The organism is Massilia pinisoli, from assembly GCF_024753285.1.
In the GTDB taxonomy this organism is placed as follows: domain Bacteria; phylum Pseudomonadota; class Gammaproteobacteria; order Burkholderiales; family Burkholderiaceae_D; genus Telluria; species Telluria pinisoli.
In genome coordinates, this window is sequence record NZ_JANUGW010000025.1 from 27,136 (window position 1) to 45,605 (window position 18,470).

Consider the following 18,470-nt stretch of genomic DNA (forward strand, 5'->3'; position numbering starts at 1 on the left):
TCATGCTCACACATCGCATTCCAGAGGCCGACAATGCTCGCATCTTCCCCAGAATAGCCGTATTTCGTCTAGATCAGCAAGCAAGATTGTCATGTATGCATCCATTTAACAACAGTATAGACAGGTGACGATTGTGAATACCGTCGAGCGATCGTTACACTGGACCACGGCCGCCCAGCACCAAACTGGTGCAGCCAGGTTCGCACAACGACAACTATCGACGAGAGATTCAGGATGACTCAACACCGCGCCGTACCCGTCTTCACCCGCACCTTGCTCGCTTCCTCGCTGTTCCTTGCTTTCGTCCCCGCCTGGTCCCAGGACACACCGTCCGATCCCGCTCCCGCCGTCACCGCACCGGCCGCCGCACCCGCGCAGTCGGACAAGGATGGCGGCATGTCGTCCGTCGTCGTCCTCGGCTCGCGCTCGACCGCGCGCACGGCACTGGACTCGGCGGCGCCCGTCGGCCTGATCGGCGCCAAGGACATGGCGATGGCCGGCCCGGTGGAACTGGGCAAGCTGCTGCAGACGCTCGACCCGTCCTTCAACTTCTCGACGACGTTCATCAGCGACGGCACCGACATCATCCGTCCCGCCACCCTGCGCTCGCTCGGGCCGGACCAGCTGCTCGTCCTCGTGAACGGCAAGCGCCGCCACCAGCAGGCGCTCGTCAACGTGCAGCAGACGATCGGCCGCGGCTCGGCCGGCACGGACATCAACGCGATCCCGATGTCCGCGATCCAGCGCATCGAAGTGCTGCGCGACGGCGCGGCTGCGCAATACGGGTCGGATGCGATCGCGGGCGTGATCAACATCGTGCTGAAGAACCAGACCAACGAAACGCAGCTGTCCGGCACCGTCGGCGGCACGACCGAAGGCGGCGGTGAACTGCGCCAGGGCAGCGTCAACAAGGGCTGGACGATCGGCGACGGCGGCTACATCAACCTGACCGCCGAAGCGCGCTACCGCGGCGAGACGAACCGCGCCGGCGAGGACTCCCTGCGCGTGACGCCGCCGCGCGTGACCCAGCGCATCGGCGACAGTCTCGCGAAAGACCAGTACTTCTGGTGGAACTCGGCGATCCCCGTCTCCAGCGAGGGCGAGGTGTACGTGTTCGGCGGCGTGTCGCACCGCACGGGCGATTCGGCAGGCTTCTTCCGCTCCGCCGGCGACGGCCGCAACGTGCCGGCCGTGTACCCGAACGGCTTCCTCCCGAACATCCGGACGACCGTCAAGGATGCGTCGCTCGCGGTTGGCTACCGCCGCGACCTGGCGAACGACTGGAAGGTCGACTTCTCCGTCAACCACGGCCGCAGCGAACTCGATTTCCACGAGAAGAACACGATCAACGTCAGCTACTGGTACGAGCCGAAGCCGGGCGACGGCATCTACGCCGAGTCGCCGCTGGAAGCCGACACCGGCAAGCTGAAATTCAAGCAGACGACGTTCAACGCCGACCTGCGCGGCCCGCTCGACATCGCAGGCAACAAGGTCAACTTCGCCACCGGTTTCGAATGGCGCCGCGACGGCTATGCGATCGACGCGGGCGACCCCGTGTCGTACCAGTACGGCCGCACGAACAACCCGGCCGTCGTGATCACGGACCAGACCGGCGGCGCCGCCGCATCGGGCACGCAGGGCTTCCCCGGCTACACGCCCGCCACCGCCGTCGACGACGCGCGCCACAACATCGCGCTGTACGCCGACGTCGAGCACAACATCACGCCGCAACTGCTGATCGGCGCCGCCGCACGTTGGGAAAAATACTCGGACTTCGGCAGCACGACGACGGGCAAGCTGTCGATGCGCTATGACCCGAGCCGCCAGGTGGGCTTCCGCGGCACGGTGTCGACGGGCTTCCGCGCACCCAGCGTGCAGCAGAAGTTCTACAGCTCCGTGTCGACCAACCTGAACGCCGCCGGCGTGCTGACGGAGACGCTGACGGCACGCGAAGGCAGCGCCGTCACGAAGGCCTTCGGCATCCCGAACCTGAAGCAGGAAACGTCGAAGAACGCCAGCGTCGGCGTCGTGCTGCGCCCCGCCTCGAACTTCTCGCTGACGGCCGACCTGTGGCGTATCGACATCGACAACCGCATCGTGTTCTCGTCGAACATCGCGCCGGAATCGGGCGCATGCGCAACGGCGGCCGCGTGCCCGATCAAGGCGATCCTCGATCCGCTGAAGGTGGGCCAGGCGCAGTTCTTCACGAACGCGATCGACACGCAGACGAAGGGTCTCGATATCGTCGCCGAGCACACGACGCGCTGGCCGGGTAACACGCTCGTGCTGTCCGGGCAGCTCGACTTCAACCGCACGACCGTCTCCGGCCGCCACTCCGATTCCCCGGTGCTGACGGGCGCCCAGCTGTTCGACGATTCGCAGGTCACCTTGATCGAACGTGGCCAGCCGCGCCAGCACCACGTGCTGGCGGCTGACTACACGCACGGCCAGTGGAACGGCAACGTGCGCGCCAACTACTACGGCGCCGTGCAGGGCCAGGGCTTCACCGCCCCGTTCGTCCAGACCTGGGACGCGAAGTGGATCGTGGACGCCACCGCGCGCTACAACTTCACCAAGTCGACCAGCATCACCGTCGGTTCGAACAACATCTTCAACACGTTCCCGACCAAGTGGGATCCGGTGAAGGCCGCGCCGTTCCCGCAACTGGGCTTCACGTACTGCTGGGAGACCTGCCCGTTCGGCATTAACGGCCGCTCGTGGTATGCCCGCGTCGACGTCGCCCTGTAACGCCGTCACGTGATGCAGCCGGTCCCGCGCGCGCGGGACCGGTGCGGGTCAGTATGGCCCGCGGATGAAGTCGCGCACGTGGGCGCGGTACACGCCGGCCAGCTGCTCGTGCAGCGCGGCCGGCACCGGTGCGATGTCAGCCGCGCTCACGTTCGCCGTCACCTGGTCCGGGCGGCTCGCGCCCGGGATCACCACCGACACTTCGCGGTGGTCGAGGATCCAGCGCAGCGCCATTTGCGCCATCGTCATCCCCGCCGGCACGAGGCGCGCCACCTGCTCGGCCGCGTCGACGCCGCGCTCCAGCTCCAGTCCCGCGAACGTCTCACCAACATTGAACATGGCGCCGTCGCGGTTGAAATGGCGGTGATCGTCATGCGCGAACGTGGTCGCCCGCGTGATCTTCCCGCCCAGCAGGCCACTCGCCAGCGGCAGGCGCACGATGATACCGACCTTGTTATCCGCCGCGCGCGGGAACAATTCCTCGGCGGGCTTCTGGCGGAACACGTTGAAGATCACCTGCAGCGACGCCAGTCCTTCCTGCTGCAGGCAAATCAAGCCTTCCTCGACGGATTCCACGCTGGCGCCCCAGCGCTTGACGAGGCCTTCCTGCTGCAGCTCGCGCAACCAGTCGAACACATGGCCCTGGCGCAGCACGTCGGTCGGCACGCAATGGAGCTGCGTGAGGTCGAGCGCATCCACCCGGAGGCGCTCCAGCGAACGCTGCGTCGCTTCGCGCAGCGACGCGCGCGTGTAGCCGTCGGGGTAAATGCCTGCGCGGCCCAGCTTCGTCGCGACGACGACGTCGGGGTGCTGCCCACCGGCGAGGAAGCGGCCGATCGAACGCTCGCTGGCGCCGTCGCCGTACACGTCGGCCGTGTCGATGAAGCGCACGCCGGCGTCGACCGCCGTCTGCAACGTCTGCTGTGCGACGTCGTCGTTCCAGTCGTTGCCCCAGCCGCCGCCCAGCTGCCAGCGTCCCAGGCCGATTTCCGGCACGCTCAAGCCGTCCGGGCCCAATTGTCGTCGTTGCATGGTCTTCCCTTCGTTATCGTTGCGATAAAAAACGTTACTGTACGCCGGCCGCGCGATCGCTGCCGCGTCGGTGTCTACAGCGGCGCGGGCGGCGCCGCGTCCGCGGGGCGCCGGCGCGCGGCCAGGCCGGCGCTCGTCGCCGCGCCGATCGACGACGCGACGATCAGGGCGATCGCGAGCCATTGCGTGACGTCCAGGTGTTCGCCCAGCAGCACGAGACCCATCACCGCGCCGATCGCTGGCTCCGCGCTGAGCAAGGTACTGAACGTGTTCGCCGGGAGGCGGCGCAATGCCACCATCTCCAGCGAATACGGGATCGCGCTGGACAGCACGGCGACCGCGACGCCGAACAGCAGCACGGACGGCGCCAGCAGCGCGGCACCTGCGTGCGCGATGCCGACCGGCGCCGCGATCAGCGCGCCGATCACCGTGCCCCAGCTCGACGCGGCCGGACCGTACGCGGCGCTTGCGCGCTTGCCCGCGAGGATGTACACGGCCCAGCAGGCACCGGCCACGAGCGCGCAGGCGATGCCGCGCCAGTCGACGTCCGCCGCGCCGCCACGCAGCGGCAGCAGCAGCGCGAGGCCGGCACATGCGACGCCGATCCATACGAAATCGAGGCGCCGGCGCGACGTCGCCACCGCGACGACGAGCGGCCCCGTGAACTCGACGGCGATGGCGACGCCGAGCGGGACGTAGGCCAGCGCCGTATAAAAGCTGAGGTTCATGGCGCCCAGCGACAGGCCGTATTGCAGCAGCGCGCGCCCGTCGCCGCGCAGGCCCGCGCGCCACGGGCGGAACACGACGGCAAGGATCACGGCGGCGAACGTGAGGCGCATCGCGGTGGCACCGGCCGCGCCGACGGCGGGGAACAGGTGCTTGGCGAGCGAGGCGCCCGTCGTCAGCGAGACGAGCGACATCAGCAGGGCGGCGTACGGCAGATACGCCGACAGTCCGGCCGGGCGGGCGCGGGAGTGCGTGGAAGAAGACATCGGAAAGCGGCTGCAGAGGCAAACATGCAACGATATCACCAACGGGCCCGGCCTGCCGGCCGCCTCAGCATGTTCCCCCAAGTTAACGGGTGTAACAGCCTGTAAATTCCCACACGCGCGACGCAGGAATCCGTATAGTTGGCACGTGAGGAGAACCGCCATGAAATCGCTCGCCATTATCGCTTTGCTCGCAGCAGCCGTCAGCGGCTGCGCCACCTATTACCCGGCGCCGGCCAACTACGGCACGCGCGCCTATTCCCAGCCCGATCCCAACGGCTGGCAAGTCGTGTCCGTGACGCCGGTCGCGCCAGGCACCGGTGCCGCCGCCCGCGCCTCGGGCGACACCGGCCGCGTGACCTATTCGCCGGCCCCGACAACGGTCGTGACGCAGCCGGTGTACGTACCGGCGCCCGTCTACGCGCCGGCACCGATCTACGCGCCGTACGCGCCCGTGTACGCCGACCCGCTCTGGTACCCGCCCATCACGATCGGCCTCGGCTTCAGCTGGAATCACTGGAGCGGCGGCCGCGGCTGGGGCCACCGCGGCGGCTGGCGCGGACACCGCTGAGCATTGCCGCTTCGTCGACAAGGGCTGCGCTTCGGCGCGGCCTTTTTTTCGTCCAGTACCCGCGCTTGCTGACGCTTTCCTTACGTCTTCGCATGAATGACGCATGTTGCAACGCGTCACATCAATCGTTTGCTGTTGTCTGATTGCCATTCTACAATCGGCCTCGATGGGCCCGGCGCCGGTCTCGGCGTCCCAGCGTAAAACGACAACATGATGACTACGGAGACGGCAATGAATTTCAAGGTAAAGGCATTGGTTGCAGGGGTAGCACTGGGCTTTTCGATGTCCGGCATGGCGGCGGAGCCGATCAAGATCGGCGTGTCGGGCCCGTTCACGGGCGGTTCGGCGCCGATGGGCGTGTCGATGCGCGACGGTGTGCGCCTGGCCGTCAATGAGATCAATGCCAAGGGCGGCGTATTGGGCCGCAAGATCGAGCTCGTCGAACGCGACGACGAAGCGAAGAACGAGCGCGGCGTCCAGGTCGCGCAGGAGCTCATCAACAAGGAACACGTCGTCGCCACGGTCGGCTACATCAATACCGGCGTCGCCCTCGCCTCGCAGCGCTTCTACCAGCAGGCGAAGATCCCCGTCATGAACAACGTGGCCACCGGTTCCATCGTCACCAAGCAGTTCGCCAACCAGCCGGAGAACTACATCTTCCGCAACTCCGCGAACGACACGATCCAGTCCGCGATGATCGTCGAAGAAGCTCTCGGACGCCGCGGCTTCAAGAAGCCCGCGATCCTCGCCGACTCCACGAACTACGGCCAGCTGGGCCGCGAAGACCTCGAGAAGGTGCTCGACAAGAAGGGCGTGAAACCCGTCGCCGTCGAGAAGTACAACATCGGCGACGTCGACATGACGGCGCAGCTCCTCCGCGCCAAGCAGGCCGGCGCCGACGTCGTGCTCACCTACGGCATCGGCCCCGAGCTCGCGCAGATCGCGAACGGCATGCAGAAGCTGGGCTGGAAGGTGCCCATCGTCGGCAGCTGGACCCTGGCGATGGCCAACTTCATCGACAACGCGGGCAAGAACGGTGACGGCACGCGCATGCCGCAGACCTTCATCCAGAACCCCGACACGCCGAAGCGCAAGGCCTTCATCGACGCGTACGTGAAGGCGTACAACCCGCCGGGCGGCCGGATGCCGTCCGCCGTGTCGGCCGCGCAGGGCTACGACTCCGTGTACCTGCTGGCCGCCGCGATCCAACAGGCCGGCAGCACGGAAGGACCGAAGATCGCCGCCGCGCTGGAAAACCTCAAGGCGCCGGTCGAAGGTGTCGTCGCCACGTACAACAAGCCTTACTCGCATACGGACCACGAGGCCATCAACTTCGATAACACGAAGTTCGGCGAAGTGCGCGACGGCCACGTCGTGCTGGCCAAGTAAGCGGACCGTCCGGCGGCTGGATGCCGCCGGTGTTGTGCAGCATTGCATGAAGCCGTGCGCGCCTCCCCGGACGGTGCGCGCGGCCGCCTTGGGGTGACATCATGGAAATCCTCCTGCAGCTCGTCGTGTCCGGCATCGCGCTCGGCATGATCTACGCCGTGATCGCGTTCGGCTACCAACTGACGTTCGCCACATCCGGCACGCTCAACTTCGGCCAGGGCGAGGCGCTGATGCTGGGCGCGCTCGTCGGCCTGTCGCTCGTCGGCACCATCCACGGCGGTCCTTACCTCGGCTACTGGCTGATGATTCCCGTCGTCGTCGTGTTCGGCGCGCTGCAAGGCATCTTCGTCGAATGGATCGCCGTGCGGCCGGCGATCAAGATCAAGTCGGAATTCGGCTGGATCATGTCGACGATCGCGCTGGCCATCATCTTCAAGAACGTGGCCGAGAACATCTGGGGCAAGGACGTCCTGCCATTCCCCTCGCCGCTGTCGTCCGAGCCGTTCACCGTGCTCGGAGCGAATGTCCAACCGATGCAGGTCGCCGTCATCATCGGCGCCCTCGCCATCATGTTCGCCGTCGAGATCTTCAACCGCAAATCAATCTACGGCAAAGCCGTCGTCGCCACGGCGAACGACCGCGACGCGGCGGGCCTCATGGGCATCAATACCGGCATGGTCATCACGTTCTCGTACGCGCTGTCGTCCGCGACAGCCGCTTTCGCCGGGGCGCTCATCGCGCCGCTGACGCTCACGAGCGCCACGATGGGCGCGTCGCTGGGCCTGAAGGCGTTCGCCGTCGCCATCATCGGCGGCCTCACGTCGGGCATGGGCGCCATCGTCGGCGGGATCATCCTCGGCATCGCGGAGACGGCGACGGGCTTTTATCTGTCGACCGGCTACAAGGAAGTGCCGGGGCTCGTGCTGCTGCTGATCGTGCTCGCGGTGAAGCCGTCCGGCCTGTTCGGCAAGGCCGCGATCAAGAAGGTGTGACGATGAACAAGCTGATCCTCGGCGGTGCCATCGTCGGCATCGCGCTGCTGGCCGGGTTTCCCGTACTGGTCGCGAACCCGTACTACATCCACCTCGTCGAGACGATCCTGATCTACGCGATCCTGTTGTTCGGCCTCGACATCGTCGTCGGCTACACGGGCCAGGTGTCGCTGGGCCATGCCGGCCTGTTCGGCGTGGGCTCGTACGTGACGGGCGTGCTCGTGATGAAGCTCGGCGCCGCGTGGTGGCTCACCCTGCCCGCCAGCGTTGCGGGTGCCGCGCTGTTCGGCGCCATCCTCGCGCTGCCCGCGCTGCGCGTGACGGGCCCGTATCTCGCGATGGTGACGCTGGCCTTCGGCACCATCGTGCAAATCCTCATCAACGAGATGACCTTCCTCACCGAAGGCCCGATGGGCATCATGCTGACGAAGCCAAGCGTGGCCGGGCACGAGCTGACGGAAGTCGAGTACTACTATGCCGTCGCGGCGTTGATGGTCGTGTCGCTGCTGCTCGTGCATCGCCTGCTGAAATCGCACATCGGACGCGCGTTCGAGGCGCTGCGCGACAGTCCCATCGCGTCGGACTGCATGGGCGTCTCCGTGTACCGCTACAAGGTCTACGCTTTCGTCATCAGTGCCGGCTTCGCGGGGCTGGCGGGCAGCCTGTATGCCTATTCGGAGCAGTACATTTCGCCGAACACGTACAACTTCGAGCTGACGATCCTGTTCCTGCTCGCCGTGATCATGGGCGGCCGCAAGACGCGCAGCGGTGCCCTCCTCGGCGCCGTGATCGTCGTGATGCTGCCGAGCCTCCTGTCCGACATCGACCTGTTCCGCCGCATCGCCGTCGGCGCCGCGATCCTCGCCGTGGCCGGCGCGGGCCTGCTGCTCGCGCGCAGGCGCACCACGCTGCGCCGCACGGCCATTCCCGTGCTCGCCACGCTGGCGCTGGCCGCCGTCTCGTACAAGCTGCAAAGCATGGTCGACTGGCGCCTGACGATCTTCGGCCTCATGACACTGTTCGTCGTCTACTACCTGCAGGAAGGCATCGTCGGCTTCCTGCGCAGCCTGATGGGACGGGGCCGCGCGCATGCGCACGCGCTCGCGGACGGCGGCGCCGATCCGTTCGCGGGCGCCGGCGCGGCGAAAGAATCGGACAGCGAGCTGCTGCGCGTCGAACAGGTGCTGATGCAGTTCGGCGGCCTGAAGGCGCTGAACCAAGTGGATCTCACCGTGGCGCGCGGCACCGTGCACGGCCTGATCGGCCCGAACGGTTCCGGCAAGAGCACGATGATGAACGTCCTCACGGGCATTTACACGCCGACGGCCGGGAACGTCGTGTTCACCGGCACCCGTATCACGGGCCGCACGCCGGCCCAGATCGCGCTGGGCGGCATCGCGCGCACGTTCCAGAACGTGCAGCTGTTCGGCGAGATGACGGCCACGGAAAACATCCTCGTCGGCCTGCACCACAGCTTCCGGTCGAACGTGTTCGACGCCATGCTGCACACGCCGCGCCGTTTGCGCGAGGAACTGGCCGCGCGGGCGCGGGCCGGCGCCATCCTGCGCTTCGTGGGCCTGGCCGACCTGGCGGACGAGGAAGCCCGCAACCTCCCGTACGGCAAGCAGCGCCTGCTGGAGATCGGCCGCGCGCTGGCGCTCGATCCGCGCCTCCTGCTGCTGGATGAACCGGCCGCGGGCCTGACGGCGCCGGACATCCGCGAGCTGATGGCCATCATCCGCAAGATCCGCGACCACGGCATCACGATCGTCCTCATCGAGCACCACATGGACGTCGTGATGACGATCTCGGACACCGTCACGGTGCTCGACTTCGGCCAGAAGATCGCCGAGGGCACGCCGGCGCAGGTGCAGTCCGACCCGCGCGTGATCGAAGCTTACCTGGGCGGCGCCGGCGCGCCCGCCGCCGTCTGAGGAGACCCCATGCTCACGATCGCCAACCTGCACGCGGCCTACGGCAAGGTCGAAGTCCTGCACGGGATTTCGCTGGAGGTCCCGAAGGGCAAGCTCGTCACCCTGATCGGCTCGAACGGCGCAGGCAAGACGACCACGATGCGCGCCATCTCCGGCATGATCAAGCCGCGCGGCGGCACCGTCACGCTCGCGGGCCGCGACATCACGGGCCTGGATTCGCACCGCATCGCGCGCGCCGGCCTCGCCCATTCGCCGGAAGGGCGGCGCGTGTTCGCGACGATGTCGGTGACGGACAACCTGCTGCTGGGCGCCTTTCCCCGCTTCACGCGCGCGCGGCCGAAAGGCGACGTGGCGCACGACCTGGAACGCGCACTGGAACTGTTCCCGCGTCTGAAGGAGCGCCGGCTGCAGCTGGCCGGCACCCTGTCCGGCGGCGAGCAGCAGATGCTGGCGATGGCGCGCGCCGTCATGCTCAATCCCGACGTCGTGCTGCTGGACGAGCCGTCGATGGGCCTGGCGCCCATCCTCGTCGACGAGGTCTTCCGCATCATCGCGCGCCTGAAGACGGAAGGCGTCACGATGCTGCTCGTCGAGCAGTTCGCGCAGGCCGCGCTGAACGTCGCGGACTACGGTTATGTGCTGGAAAACGGCAGCATCGCCGTGCACGGACCGGCCGAGAGTCTCAAGCACGATCCGAAAGTCGTCGCGGCCTACCTGGGCGGCGCCCACTGACGGACCGCCGCCGCCAGCGCATCGAGGTCCTCGGGCCTCGTGTACAGGTGCGGCGTGACGCGCACGACGTCGACGTCGCCGACCCGGCGCACGACGGTGAAGATGCGATGCTCGTCCATCAGCCGGCGCACGACCTCCGCGGCCGGCACGCCGTCGATGCCGAACGCGCCCAGCCCGCAATGCAGGCGCGGATCGCGCGGCGTGTAGACGCGGACGCCCGGCACGTCGCGCACCTGGTCCATCCAGCGCCGCGCGAGCCAGCGCAGGCGCGCTTCCTTGGCCTTGCCGCCGATCGCGGCGTGGAACGCGAGCGCATCCTCGACGGCCATGATGGGCGCCGGCGGCACGGTGCCCACCTGCCCCAGCTTGTCGATGTTCGTGCGCGCGAACGACACGTCGCCGTACAGCGGCGCGATGTCGGCGATGCGCTCGCGATCGATGTACAGCAAGCCCGTGCCCAACGGCGCCCCGACCCATTTGTGCAGGTTGAACGCGGCGAACGGCGCGCCCAGCTGCGGCAGCGTGTACTCCAGTTGCGCGAGCGCGTGCGCGCCGTCCACGATGGCGTCGATGCCGCGTTCGCGCGCGAGCGCGGCCAGCCGCGCGACGGGCATGATGCGGCCCGTGCGGTGCACGACGTGCGTGATCAGCAGCACGCGCGTGCGCGGCGTGATCGCGTCGGCGTAGAGCGCAACGATGGCGTCCTCGTCTTCGAGGTCGTACGGCACGTCGAGCTCCACCACCTCCAGGCCCTTGCGCGCAACCGTCATCCGGACGACGTCGTGGCTGAAGTCGTAGTCGTGCTGCGCCATCAGGATCGCGTCGCCCGCGTCGAACGGATAGCCCTGCAAGAGGATGTTCAGCGATTCGACGGCGCTGCGCGTGATGAGGAGTTCGTCGGGCGCCACGCCGGTGAACTCGGCCAGCAGCGACTTTACGTGCGCAAGCCGCGCGCTCCAGCGCGTGCGCAGGAAGAACGCGTTGTCGCGGTCGACCTCGTCCTGGTAGCGCTTGAGCGCAGCGCGCACGGGGTCGGCGGGCATGCCGAAGTAGCCGTTCTCCAGGTTGATGAAGTCGCGCGACGGCGAGTACTGCGCGCGGATGGTGGACCAGTACGACTCGTCGTCGGGAAGGATGTCGTTCAAACGGGGCTCCTGTCGGGCGTTGTGTACCCGACATCATAGCCCGCCCCGCTCATTGGCGCAGGCGCGCGCCCAATGCCAGCGCCGCCGCGAGATTGCGCGCCGCGCGACGCAGATTCTCATCGGCCGCGCCGAGCGCCTCCGCCACGGAGCACGGCCGCGCGACGGCCGCGACGACCACCTCGATGCCCGCCGCGTACACGGCATCGGCGTCGCGCGCGAGACTGCCGCCGATGGCGACCACCGGTTTGCCGTGGCGGCGCGCGATCTTCGCCACGCCCATCGGCGTCTTGCCGTTCACGGTCTGGCCGTCGATGCGGCCTTCGCCCGTCACGACGAGGTCGGCGTCGCGCACGTGCGCATCGAGCCCCACGGCCTCCGTGACGATCTCGATGCCGGGCCGCAGCCGTCCTTGCAGGAACACGACCATCGCGGCCGCGATGCCGCCGCCCGCACCCGCGCCGGGCAGTTGCGCGACGTCCTGGCCGAGGTCACGCCGGATGACGTCGGCGAAGTGCGCGAGCGCGGCGTCCAGCTGGCACACCATGTCCGGCGTCGCGCCCTTCTGCGGGCCGAACACGGCGGACGCGCCGCGCGGGCCGACCAGAGGATTGTCGACGTCGCAGGCGATGTGGAATTCGGCCTCGCGCACGCGCGCGTCGAGCCCGGAGGCATCGATGCGCTCGAGGCGCGCCAGTTCCGCGCCGCCGGGGCCGAGATCCCGGCCGTCCGCATCGAGCAGGCGCACGCCCAGCGCCTGCAGCATGCCGGCGCCGCCGTCGTTCGTCGCGCTGCCGCCCACGCCCAGCACGACCTTGCGCGCGCCGGCGTCCAGCGCCGCGCGGATGAGCTCTCCCGTGCCGCGGCTCGTGGCCGTGCGCGGATCGCGCAGGTCGGGCGGCACGCCTTCCAGGCCGCTGGCGGCCGCCATCTCGATCACGGCCACACCGTCCGCGTCGCCGTAGAACGCGTCCACGGCCTGGCCCAGCGGTCCCGTCGCGCGCACGTCAATGCGCCGGCCGCCGGTCGCATCGATCATCGCCTGCACCGTGCCTTCGCCGCCGTCCGCCACGGGCACCTTGACGTACGTGGCGTCCGGCCAGATCTCGCGCATGCCGGTCGCGATGGCGTCGGCGACCTGCAGCGCGGTGAGGCTTTCCTTGAACGAATCGGGGGCGATGACGATCTTCATGGGCAGTCCTTGATGACGATGCCCGCAAGCATATACGACCGTGGACGGACGCGCCAATGGATTGCTGTAGTGACAAAAGTCGCCGATAATCCGGCCACCCGATCCCAGGAGACCACCATCCGCTCCCCGTTCCTTCGCCTGCGCCTGCGCTGGTACGCCGTCAGCACGGCACGCCTGCTGCTGCGCCGCTGGCAAGCCGTCACGCTCGCGGCCGGCGTGCTGGCATCGGCCAACGCCTCCGCATTCGGCAACCTCGACACGCTTGCGCGTCCCCTGCTCACGCTGCTCACGCCCGGCCATGGCGCCGCGTGGCGGATCGGTTATCTCCTTGGCCTGCAGGCGTTGGCGGCGGCATGGACCGCCATGCAGCGCGACCAGATCGCGGGCGGGCCGTTCATGGCATTCGCCGGGTCGCTTCCGTTCACGCCGCGCGAACGCCGCCGCGTCGACCTGGCCGTGCTGCTGCTGGCCGATTCACCGTTGCTGCTCGTCGCGGCCAGCGCGTTCGGACTCGCGGCTGGCCGCGGCGCGCCCGCTGCACACGCCGTGCTGCTGTGCGACGTCGTGCTGCTGGCCCTCGTCGCGCAACGGGCCGTGCTGGAGCGGCGGTACGGCGCGTGGACGGGCGTGGCGATGGGCGCCCTGGTGGCCGGTGCCGCATTCGGCACGCAGCTCGCGCTCGCGGCCAACGTCGTGGTCGGCGTGGCGGCGGCCGGCGCGCTGGTCCTCGCACCACGCCCACGCACGCGGCGGCGCGCACGACCGCTGCGCGCGCGCCGCGCACGCCTGCCGGCGCCGGGCGGACGGCATGGCGCTGCGCTGCAGATATCGCTCGCCGTGCTGCTGCGCGAGCGGCGCGACGAACTGGTCGCCAAGGGTTTGACCGCCGCGGCCATCGTGGCGGCGGCCGTGGGCCTCGTCACGCTGTTCGACCGCGATGCCCGCAGTTTTCCCACCGTGTTGTTGGCCGAGGCCTGCTGCGCCCTTGCGTTCAGCGGCCTGTTTCGCGGGCTGCATCAGGCGCACCGGGCCAGCATGGGCTTCGTGGGCGCGCTGCCGGTCGCGGCAAACTGGCGGCGCCCATTCGACCTGTTGGCCGTATTCGCGGCGGCCTTGCCGTTCCTTGCCGCGCTGACGGCGTTCGCGTGGGCCATCGGCGCCGCGGCGCCCGCGCAGTTGCTGGCCGCGCTCGCGTCGAACGCGGTCCTGCTGTGCGCACTGCGCGCACCCCAATTGATCAGTGAACGGCACGCCGTCGTCCTTGCCACCGTCGGGGCCGGCTGCTGGACGGCGGCGACGATCGCGTGCCTGCTTTAGGAGACCACCTTGCTGCGCTTCGATAATGTGTGCAAATCGTATGGATCGCGAACCGTGCTGCACGAACGGACGGGCCGGTTCGCCGCTGGCGCGTATGCGCTGCGCGGCCCGAACGGCATCGGCAAGTCGACCTTGCTGCGGGTCCTGGCGGGCGTCGACGACGCCGACGACGGGGACATCGTCATCGACGGCCATTCGCTGCGCGCGCAGCCGGCCGCCGCGAAGGCGCGCCTGTCGTACGCGCCCGACGAGTGCCCCGTGTACCCGTTCGTGACGGGCCGCGAGCTGCTGACATTCGTGGCCTGGGCCAAGCGCTGCGCCGCCCCGGACGACGCGATGCACATCGTCGCGCGTTTCGGCCTCGGCCGCCACCTCGACACGCGCTGCGGCGCCATGTCGCTGGGGACGCAGAAGAAGCTGATGCTGGCCGCGGCCTGGATCGGCGATCCCGCCGTGCTGCTGCTCGACGAACCGTCCAACGGGCTCGATGCGGACGCGCGCGCGGTGCTCGTCGCCCTGCTGGCCGCGCGGCGCGAGACCTCCGTCGTGTTCATGTCCACACACGACAAGGCGTTCGCGGATGCGGTCGGTGCGACGGTGGTCGAATTCGAAACGCTCTCGAACCCGTAACCGCGCGTGTTTGTGACATATTGATTTTGGATATTCAACAGATTGTAACTGTCGGTTTCTTTTACATAAAATCAAATAATCTTCAGAAGTTTTTTATAAATAACTGATTTAACGATACATACCTGAAATGGCATGCTCTTTGCTCATCCATATCTCGCAACAAAATTCCTGAGTTCACCAAGCGAGGAGACCTGAATGAGCACCTTGAGGAAGATGACACTGCGCGGCATTGCCGCGTGCGCCGGCCTGGCGCTGTCCCTGTCCGCGACGACGGCGTCGGCGGACGTCCTGCTGTTCGCGGCAGGTGGCGGCGGCGGTGCCGGTTACTGTTGCGGCACCCCGGGCGGCAGCGGCCAGGCCGGCACGTCCGGCGGCAACGGCGGCGGTCCTGGCGGCGGGGCCGGAGGCGTTGGCGGTGCGGGCGGCGCAGGCGCCACGAGCGGCTCGTTCGACGGCGGCGGCGGCGCCGGCTGGCTCAGCAATGGCACGGACGGCGCCGGTAGCGTCGGATCGATCCAACAAGCGGGTGCCGGCGGCAAGACCGGCCCATCATGGGCCGGCGGCAAGGGCGGCAATAACACGCCGTTCGGCAACGGCGGCTACGGTGGTGGTGGCGGTGGCGGCTGGCAGGGCGGCGGCGGCGGCGGCGGTTACTCGGGCGGTGGCGGCGGTTCCGGCGCCACGGCGGCCGGGGGCGGCGGCGGCTCCTATATCGACGCGATGGTAATGTCGGCCATGATGACGGCGGGCGTGAACGGCAATCCCACGATCACCGGCGACGGTGTCGTGAGCACCGGCAACGACGGCTTCATCAAGATCAACGGCATCACATTCTCCTACACGGGTTCCGAGATCCTGTGGGCGGTGCCGGTCACCGGCATGTATTCGTTCGTCGTCGATGGCGCACAAGGCGGCCAGGGCGACGCCGATTCCGGGGGCTATGGCGCCGAACTCAGCGGCATGCTCGCACTGACGGCAGGCGAACAGCTGCAACTGATCATCGGCGGCGGCGGTACGAGTGGCTATTGCTGCGGTGTGTCCGCCGGCGGCGGCGGCGGCGGCACGTTCATCGTGCTCACGGGCGACGTGACCAGCGTGCCGGAGCCGGCGTCGCTGGCGCTGTTCGGCCTCGGGGCGGCCGGTGTGGGTTGGGCGCGCCGGCGCAAGCAGGCCTGAACACCCGCATCACTTGCAAAGTCTTTTCGCAGCCGGTTCGCCGGCTGTTTTTTTACGACCCGCCGAACAAGCCATGCGCATCCAGGATCGCATACGTGATCTCCGGATGCCGGTCCAGCACCTTGCGCACGGCCGCGGGCACGGACTGTCGCACCTTCTTGCACAGGCCCGGCCGGTCTTCCAGCACGATCAGGATGCCGCGCAACGTGCGCACCTCGTTCGGGCCCGGCACGATCCGCAATTCGACACCGAGGTTGGCGCGGATGCGGTCCTGCAGGCGCCGGAGTTCGTCGTAACTGGCGACGGCATCGATGCGCTCGAGCAGCCGTTGCTCCTCCGCGCGCGTGAGGCGCAGCGGGCGCAGGTCGGCGTCGGGGTCGGCCAGCAGCACCTCGCGCTCGCAGACACAGGCGCCAGGAGGACATTCGGTGCGGATGGGTATCGATACGTGTTGTAACATGGGTTCACTAGTGTATCTCAATGCGCGGCATCGCCGGCGACTGCAGCGAGCACGCCCGCCATCCGCTGCCAGTGCGAGCCCTTCCAGAACACGCCGTGGCAGCAAGCGCACGTGCTGAATTCATCGTGCGCCGCGGCCACGCGGGGCGGCAGCCGGTCGATCACGTCGGCCTTCGCCACGGGCCGCAGCGGCGCGTTGCAGGACAGGCACAGCGTGAACGGCCGCACGCGCTCGGCCAGGCCGAAGCGGTCGAACACGTCACGTAGCTGTTCTTCCGCCTTCAGCGCCCGCACATAGCAGCCGTAGTCGACGCCGCGGCGCTTCAACAGTGCCCGGTCGCGCGTCAGCACGGCGCGCCCGTCCTCCAGCGCGATCGCCTCGACCTCGGCGTCGTGCAGCGTGTTGCGGTAGATGGTGTCGAAGCCCGCCATGCGCAACAGCCGCGCGAGGCCGCCGAGATGGGCGTCCGCAACGAAGCGCACGCGCCCGGGCGGGCGCTGGGCGAGCCGCGCCACGTCGGCCACGGGCAAGGTCGTGAAGCGCGGATAGACGGCCACGCGGTCGCCCTCTTCCAGGATGTCGTCAAGGCCCGTGGGCGCGCCGTTCACGAGCACGAGTTCGACCTCCGTGTGCGGCACGCCCAGCGCTTCCACCATGTGCTTGGTCGTGGCCGCGCGCGCGCACGGCGTCGTGAACGCGTGACCGCGCCGCTCGCGTGCGAGGAAGTCGTTCAGCTCGCCGTAGAAGCGAAATGTCGCGCTGACCATGATTCGTCGACGCCGCGCAGCACGTCCAGTGCATTCGGCACCGCGTGGCCCTCGGCCGTGTTATCGAAGATGCACCAGAGGTCGGCGTCGGGCCGCGCCAGCGCCGCGATCCGCTGCTCGACGTCGCGCAGGAATGCGGGCGGGTACGCCGAATAATAGGCACGCGGCGTGCCGTGCAGGCGGATGTACGACGCGGCCGTCGTCGGCACGTGCGGTCCCGGCTGGCCGGCCGGCGGATCGGCGATCACGCGCGCGACGCCGTGTTCGCGCAGCAGCGCCGTCGCGGCGTCGCCGAACCACGTCGGATGCCGTCCTTCCAGCGCGAGCATGCAGGGAAAACGCGCGCGCAGCCGCGGCAGAAAGTCGGCGACGACATCGGACTCGAACACGCTTCTGGGCGGCAGCTGGACGAGCACGCACCCGAGCTTGGTCCCCAGTTCCCCCGCTTCGCGCAGGAAGCGGTCGAGCAGGTCGTCGGCGTCGCGCAGCCGCGCCTCGTGCGTGATCGCTTTCGGCAGCTTGACGGAAAAGCGGAATGCGGCCGGCACACTGGCAGCCCAGCGGGCATAGGTCTGCGGCTGGTGCGGCCGGTAGAACGACGAGTTGATCTCGACGGCGGGGAACACGGCCGCATAGCGTTCGAGGTGGCTGCCCTCGGACGGAAACGCGGCGGCCGCTTCCTTCGGGATGCCCCAGCCGGCACAGCCGATCAAGGGCCGGCCACTCGCAGTGGATTGCAATTCGCTCATCTGAACCCATGTTGGAGGGCATGCGCCCGGCATCCGATTCTATGCCGGAAGGCATGGTGGACGGCGCACGCGGCGCCCCGCCGCTACAATACGCGATACGCACTTGCACAGGAGGTAACATGGCCGATTCCCTGCACATCGTCTGCCCGCACTGCGACGCCGTCAACCGCGTCGCGGCCGCCCGCCTGGCCGAGCAGCCCGTCTGCGGCAAATGCGCCCAGGCGCTGTTCACGGCACAGCCCACCGACGTGTCGTCCGCCCGGTTCGACAAGCACGTCACACGCAACGACATCCCCGTCCTCGTCGACTTCTGGGCCGCGTGGTGCGGTCCCTGCCGCATGATGGCACCCGCCTACGCCCAGGCCGCCGGCCACCTCGAGCCGCGCGTCCGGCTGCTGAAGGTCGACACGGAAGCGTCGCAAGACCTCGCCGCGCGCTACGGCATCCGCAGCATCCCGACCATTGCGCTGTTCCAGGGTGGCCGTGAGATCGCCCGCCAGGCCGGCGCGATGGATGCGAACCGTCTGGTCACCTGGGTGCAACAAACTGCGCGCATGGCGTGATTCGCGCGCACGGTCGTGCGTTTAATTTACGGTCTGTCATCGAAAGCGACTGAAAGTGTTGCCTCAGATCCACATTCCGATGTTTAC

The 18,470-nt window shown here is 68.4% G+C and carries 17 protein-coding genes; 10 read left to right on the forward strand and 7 right to left on the reverse strand.

The features are described from left to right. Window positions 1-234 precede the first annotated feature (234 nt). Entirely contained in the window at window positions 235-2,748 is a 2,514-nt protein-coding gene (locus tag NX784_RS24650; RefSeq protein WP_258819328.1) for a TonB-dependent receptor plug domain-containing protein, read from the forward strand. Window positions 2,749-2,796: 48 nt separating this feature from the next. Here the strand turns inward: NX784_RS24650 and NX784_RS24655 are convergent, their stop codons facing one another. Both NX784_RS24655 and NX784_RS24660 read right to left on the reverse strand, forming a co-directional pair. Next, entirely contained in the window at window positions 2,797-3,780 is a 984-nt protein-coding gene (locus NX784_RS24655) for an aldo/keto reductase (protein WP_258819329.1), read from the reverse strand. Between the two features lie 74 nt (window positions 3,781-3,854). After that, entirely contained in the window at window positions 3,855-4,772 is a 918-nt protein-coding gene (locus NX784_RS24660) for an EamA family transporter (RefSeq protein WP_258819330.1), read from the reverse strand. A gap of 160 nt (window positions 4,773-4,932) precedes the next feature. On the opposite strand from NX784_RS24660, the gene NX784_RS24665 reads away from it, so the two are divergent. The 5 genes from NX784_RS24665 (at window position 4,933) to NX784_RS24685 (ending at window position 10,387) form a co-directional block, all read left to right on the forward strand. Then, entirely contained in the window at window positions 4,933-5,340 is a 408-nt protein-coding gene (locus NX784_RS24665; protein WP_258819331.1) for a hypothetical protein, read from the forward strand. A 231-nt stretch (window positions 5,341-5,571) separates the two neighbouring features. After that, window positions 5,572-6,729 (forward strand): ABC transporter substrate-binding protein, encoded by a 1,158-nt coding sequence (locus NX784_RS24670; protein ID WP_258819332.1) that lies wholly within the window; start codon window positions 5,572-5,574, stop codon window positions 6,727-6,729. Window positions 6,730-6,830: 101 nt separating this feature from the next. After that, entirely contained in the window at window positions 6,831-7,721 is an 891-nt protein-coding gene (locus NX784_RS24675; protein ID WP_258819333.1) for a branched-chain amino acid ABC transporter permease, read from the forward strand. A 2-nt stretch (window positions 7,722-7,723) separates the two neighbouring features. Beyond that, window positions 7,724-9,655, forward strand: a complete 1,932-nt coding sequence (locus tag NX784_RS24680) for a branched-chain amino acid ABC transporter ATP-binding protein/permease (RefSeq protein ID WP_258819334.1) — start codon at window positions 7,724-7,726, stop codon at window positions 9,653-9,655. A gap of 9 nt (window positions 9,656-9,664) precedes the next feature. Then, window positions 9,665-10,387: an ABC transporter ATP-binding protein gene (locus NX784_RS24685; RefSeq protein ID WP_258819335.1), complete on the forward strand. Its 723-nt coding sequence runs from the start codon at window positions 9,665-9,667 to the stop codon at window positions 10,385-10,387. On the opposite strand, the gene NX784_RS24690 is transcribed toward NX784_RS24685, so the two are convergent. Further along, entirely contained in the window at window positions 10,366-11,532 is a 1,167-nt protein-coding gene (locus NX784_RS24690; RefSeq protein ID WP_258819336.1) for an aminotransferase class V-fold PLP-dependent enzyme, read from the reverse strand. The two genes, NX784_RS24685 and NX784_RS24690, sit on opposite strands and share 22 nt — an antisense overlap. A 49-nt stretch (window positions 11,533-11,581) precedes the next feature. Continuing rightward, window positions 11,582-12,721 carry a glycerate kinase gene (locus NX784_RS24695; protein ID WP_258819337.1) on the reverse strand — a complete coding sequence of 380 codons (1,140 nt, stop codon included), beginning with the start codon at window positions 12,719-12,721 and terminating at the stop codon, window positions 11,582-11,584. A gap of 69 nt (window positions 12,722-12,790) precedes the next feature. On the opposite strand from NX784_RS24695, the gene NX784_RS24700 reads away from it, so the two are divergent. The 3 genes from NX784_RS24700 (at window position 12,791) to NX784_RS28865 (ending at window position 15,844) form a co-directional block, all read left to right on the forward strand. Then, entirely contained in the window at window positions 12,791-14,038 is a 1,248-nt protein-coding gene (locus NX784_RS24700) for a DUF6136 family protein (protein ID WP_258819338.1), read from the forward strand. A gap of 54 nt (window positions 14,039-14,092) precedes the next feature. Next, window positions 14,093-14,668: an ABC transporter ATP-binding protein gene (locus NX784_RS24705; RefSeq protein WP_258819339.1), complete on the forward strand. Its 576-nt coding sequence runs from the start codon at window positions 14,093-14,095 to the stop codon at window positions 14,666-14,668. 195 nt (window positions 14,669-14,863) lie between these two features. Continuing rightward, window positions 14,864-15,844 carry a PEP-CTERM sorting domain-containing protein gene (locus NX784_RS28865; protein WP_307736128.1) on the forward strand — a complete coding sequence of 327 codons (981 nt, stop codon included), beginning with the start codon at window positions 14,864-14,866 and terminating at the stop codon, window positions 15,842-15,844. 52 nt (window positions 15,845-15,896) lie between these two features. Here NX784_RS28865 and NX784_RS24715 read toward each other — a convergent pair whose 3' ends face one another. The 3 genes from NX784_RS24715 to NX784_RS24725 are packed head-to-tail and all read right to left on the reverse strand — an operon-like array spanning window position 15,897 to window position 17,820. Beyond that, window positions 15,897-16,304 carry a hypothetical protein gene (locus NX784_RS24715; protein WP_258819340.1) on the reverse strand — a complete coding sequence of 136 codons (408 nt, stop codon included), beginning with the start codon at window positions 16,302-16,304 and terminating at the stop codon, window positions 15,897-15,899. Between the two features lie 17 nt (window positions 16,305-16,321). Beyond that, window positions 16,322-17,071 carry a Mut7-C RNAse domain-containing protein gene (locus NX784_RS24720; RefSeq protein WP_258819341.1) on the reverse strand — a complete coding sequence of 250 codons (750 nt, stop codon included), beginning with the start codon at window positions 17,069-17,071 and terminating at the stop codon, window positions 16,322-16,324. Further along, the gene (locus NX784_RS24725) at window positions 17,035-17,820 is read right to left on the reverse strand and encodes a DUF72 domain-containing protein (protein WP_258819342.1); all 786 of its coding nucleotides are present in this window, start codon (window positions 17,818-17,820) and stop codon (window positions 17,035-17,037) included. Before NX784_RS24725 ends, NX784_RS24720 begins: the two co-directional genes overlap by 37 nt. Window positions 17,821-17,939: 119 nt before the next feature. On the opposite strand from NX784_RS24725, the gene trxC reads away from it, so the two are divergent. After that, on the forward strand, window positions 17,940-18,383 hold the full coding sequence (trxC, locus tag NX784_RS24730; protein ID WP_258819343.1) for a thioredoxin TrxC: 444 nt from the start codon (window positions 17,940-17,942) through the stop codon (window positions 18,381-18,383). Window positions 18,384-18,470: the final 87 nt, after the last annotated feature.

Excerpts from the sequence above, each read along its gene's own strand:
- NX784_RS24670 (WP_258819332.1), top strand. The coding sequence starts at position 5,572 with ATGAATTTCAAGGTAAAGGCATTGGTTGCAGGGGTAGCACTGGGCTTT.
- NX784_RS24720 (WP_258819341.1), bottom strand. The coding sequence starts at position 17,071 with ATGGTCAGCGCGACATTTCGCTTCTACGGCGAGCTGAACGACTTCCTC.
- NX784_RS28865 (WP_307736128.1), top strand. The coding sequence starts at position 14,864 with ATGAGCACCTTGAGGAAGATGACACTGCGCGGCATTGCCGCGTGCGCC.
- NX784_RS24665 (WP_258819331.1), top strand. The coding sequence starts at position 4,933 with ATGAAATCGCTCGCCATTATCGCTTTGCTCGCAGCAGCCGTCAGCGGC.
- NX784_RS24675 (WP_258819333.1), top strand. The coding sequence starts at position 6,831 with ATGGAAATCCTCCTGCAGCTCGTCGTGTCCGGCATCGCGCTCGGCATG.
- NX784_RS24685 (WP_258819335.1), top strand. The coding sequence starts at position 9,665 with ATGCTCACGATCGCCAACCTGCACGCGGCCTACGGCAAGGTCGAAGTC.
- NX784_RS24650 (WP_258819328.1), top strand. The coding sequence starts at position 235 with ATGACTCAACACCGCGCCGTACCCGTCTTCACCCGCACCTTGCTCGCT.
- NX784_RS24655 (WP_258819329.1), bottom strand. The coding sequence starts at position 3,780 with ATGCAACGACGACAATTGGGCCCGGACGGCTTGAGCGTGCCGGAAATC.
- NX784_RS24695 (WP_258819337.1), bottom strand. The coding sequence starts at position 12,721 with ATGAAGATCGTCATCGCCCCCGATTCGTTCAAGGAAAGCCTCACCGCG.
- NX784_RS24680 (WP_258819334.1), top strand. The coding sequence starts at position 7,724 with ATGAACAAGCTGATCCTCGGCGGTGCCATCGTCGGCATCGCGCTGCTG.
- NX784_RS24715 (WP_258819340.1), bottom strand. The coding sequence starts at position 16,304 with ATGTTACAACACGTATCGATACCCATCCGCACCGAATGTCCTCCTGGC.
- trxC (WP_258819343.1), top strand. The coding sequence starts at position 17,940 with ATGGCCGATTCCCTGCACATCGTCTGCCCGCACTGCGACGCCGTCAAC.
- NX784_RS24660 (WP_258819330.1), bottom strand. The coding sequence starts at position 4,772 with ATGTCTTCTTCCACGCACTCCCGCGCCCGCCCGGCCGGACTGTCGGCG.
- NX784_RS24725 (WP_258819342.1), bottom strand. The coding sequence starts at position 17,820 with ATGAGCGAATTGCAATCCACTGCGAGTGGCCGGCCCTTGATCGGCTGT.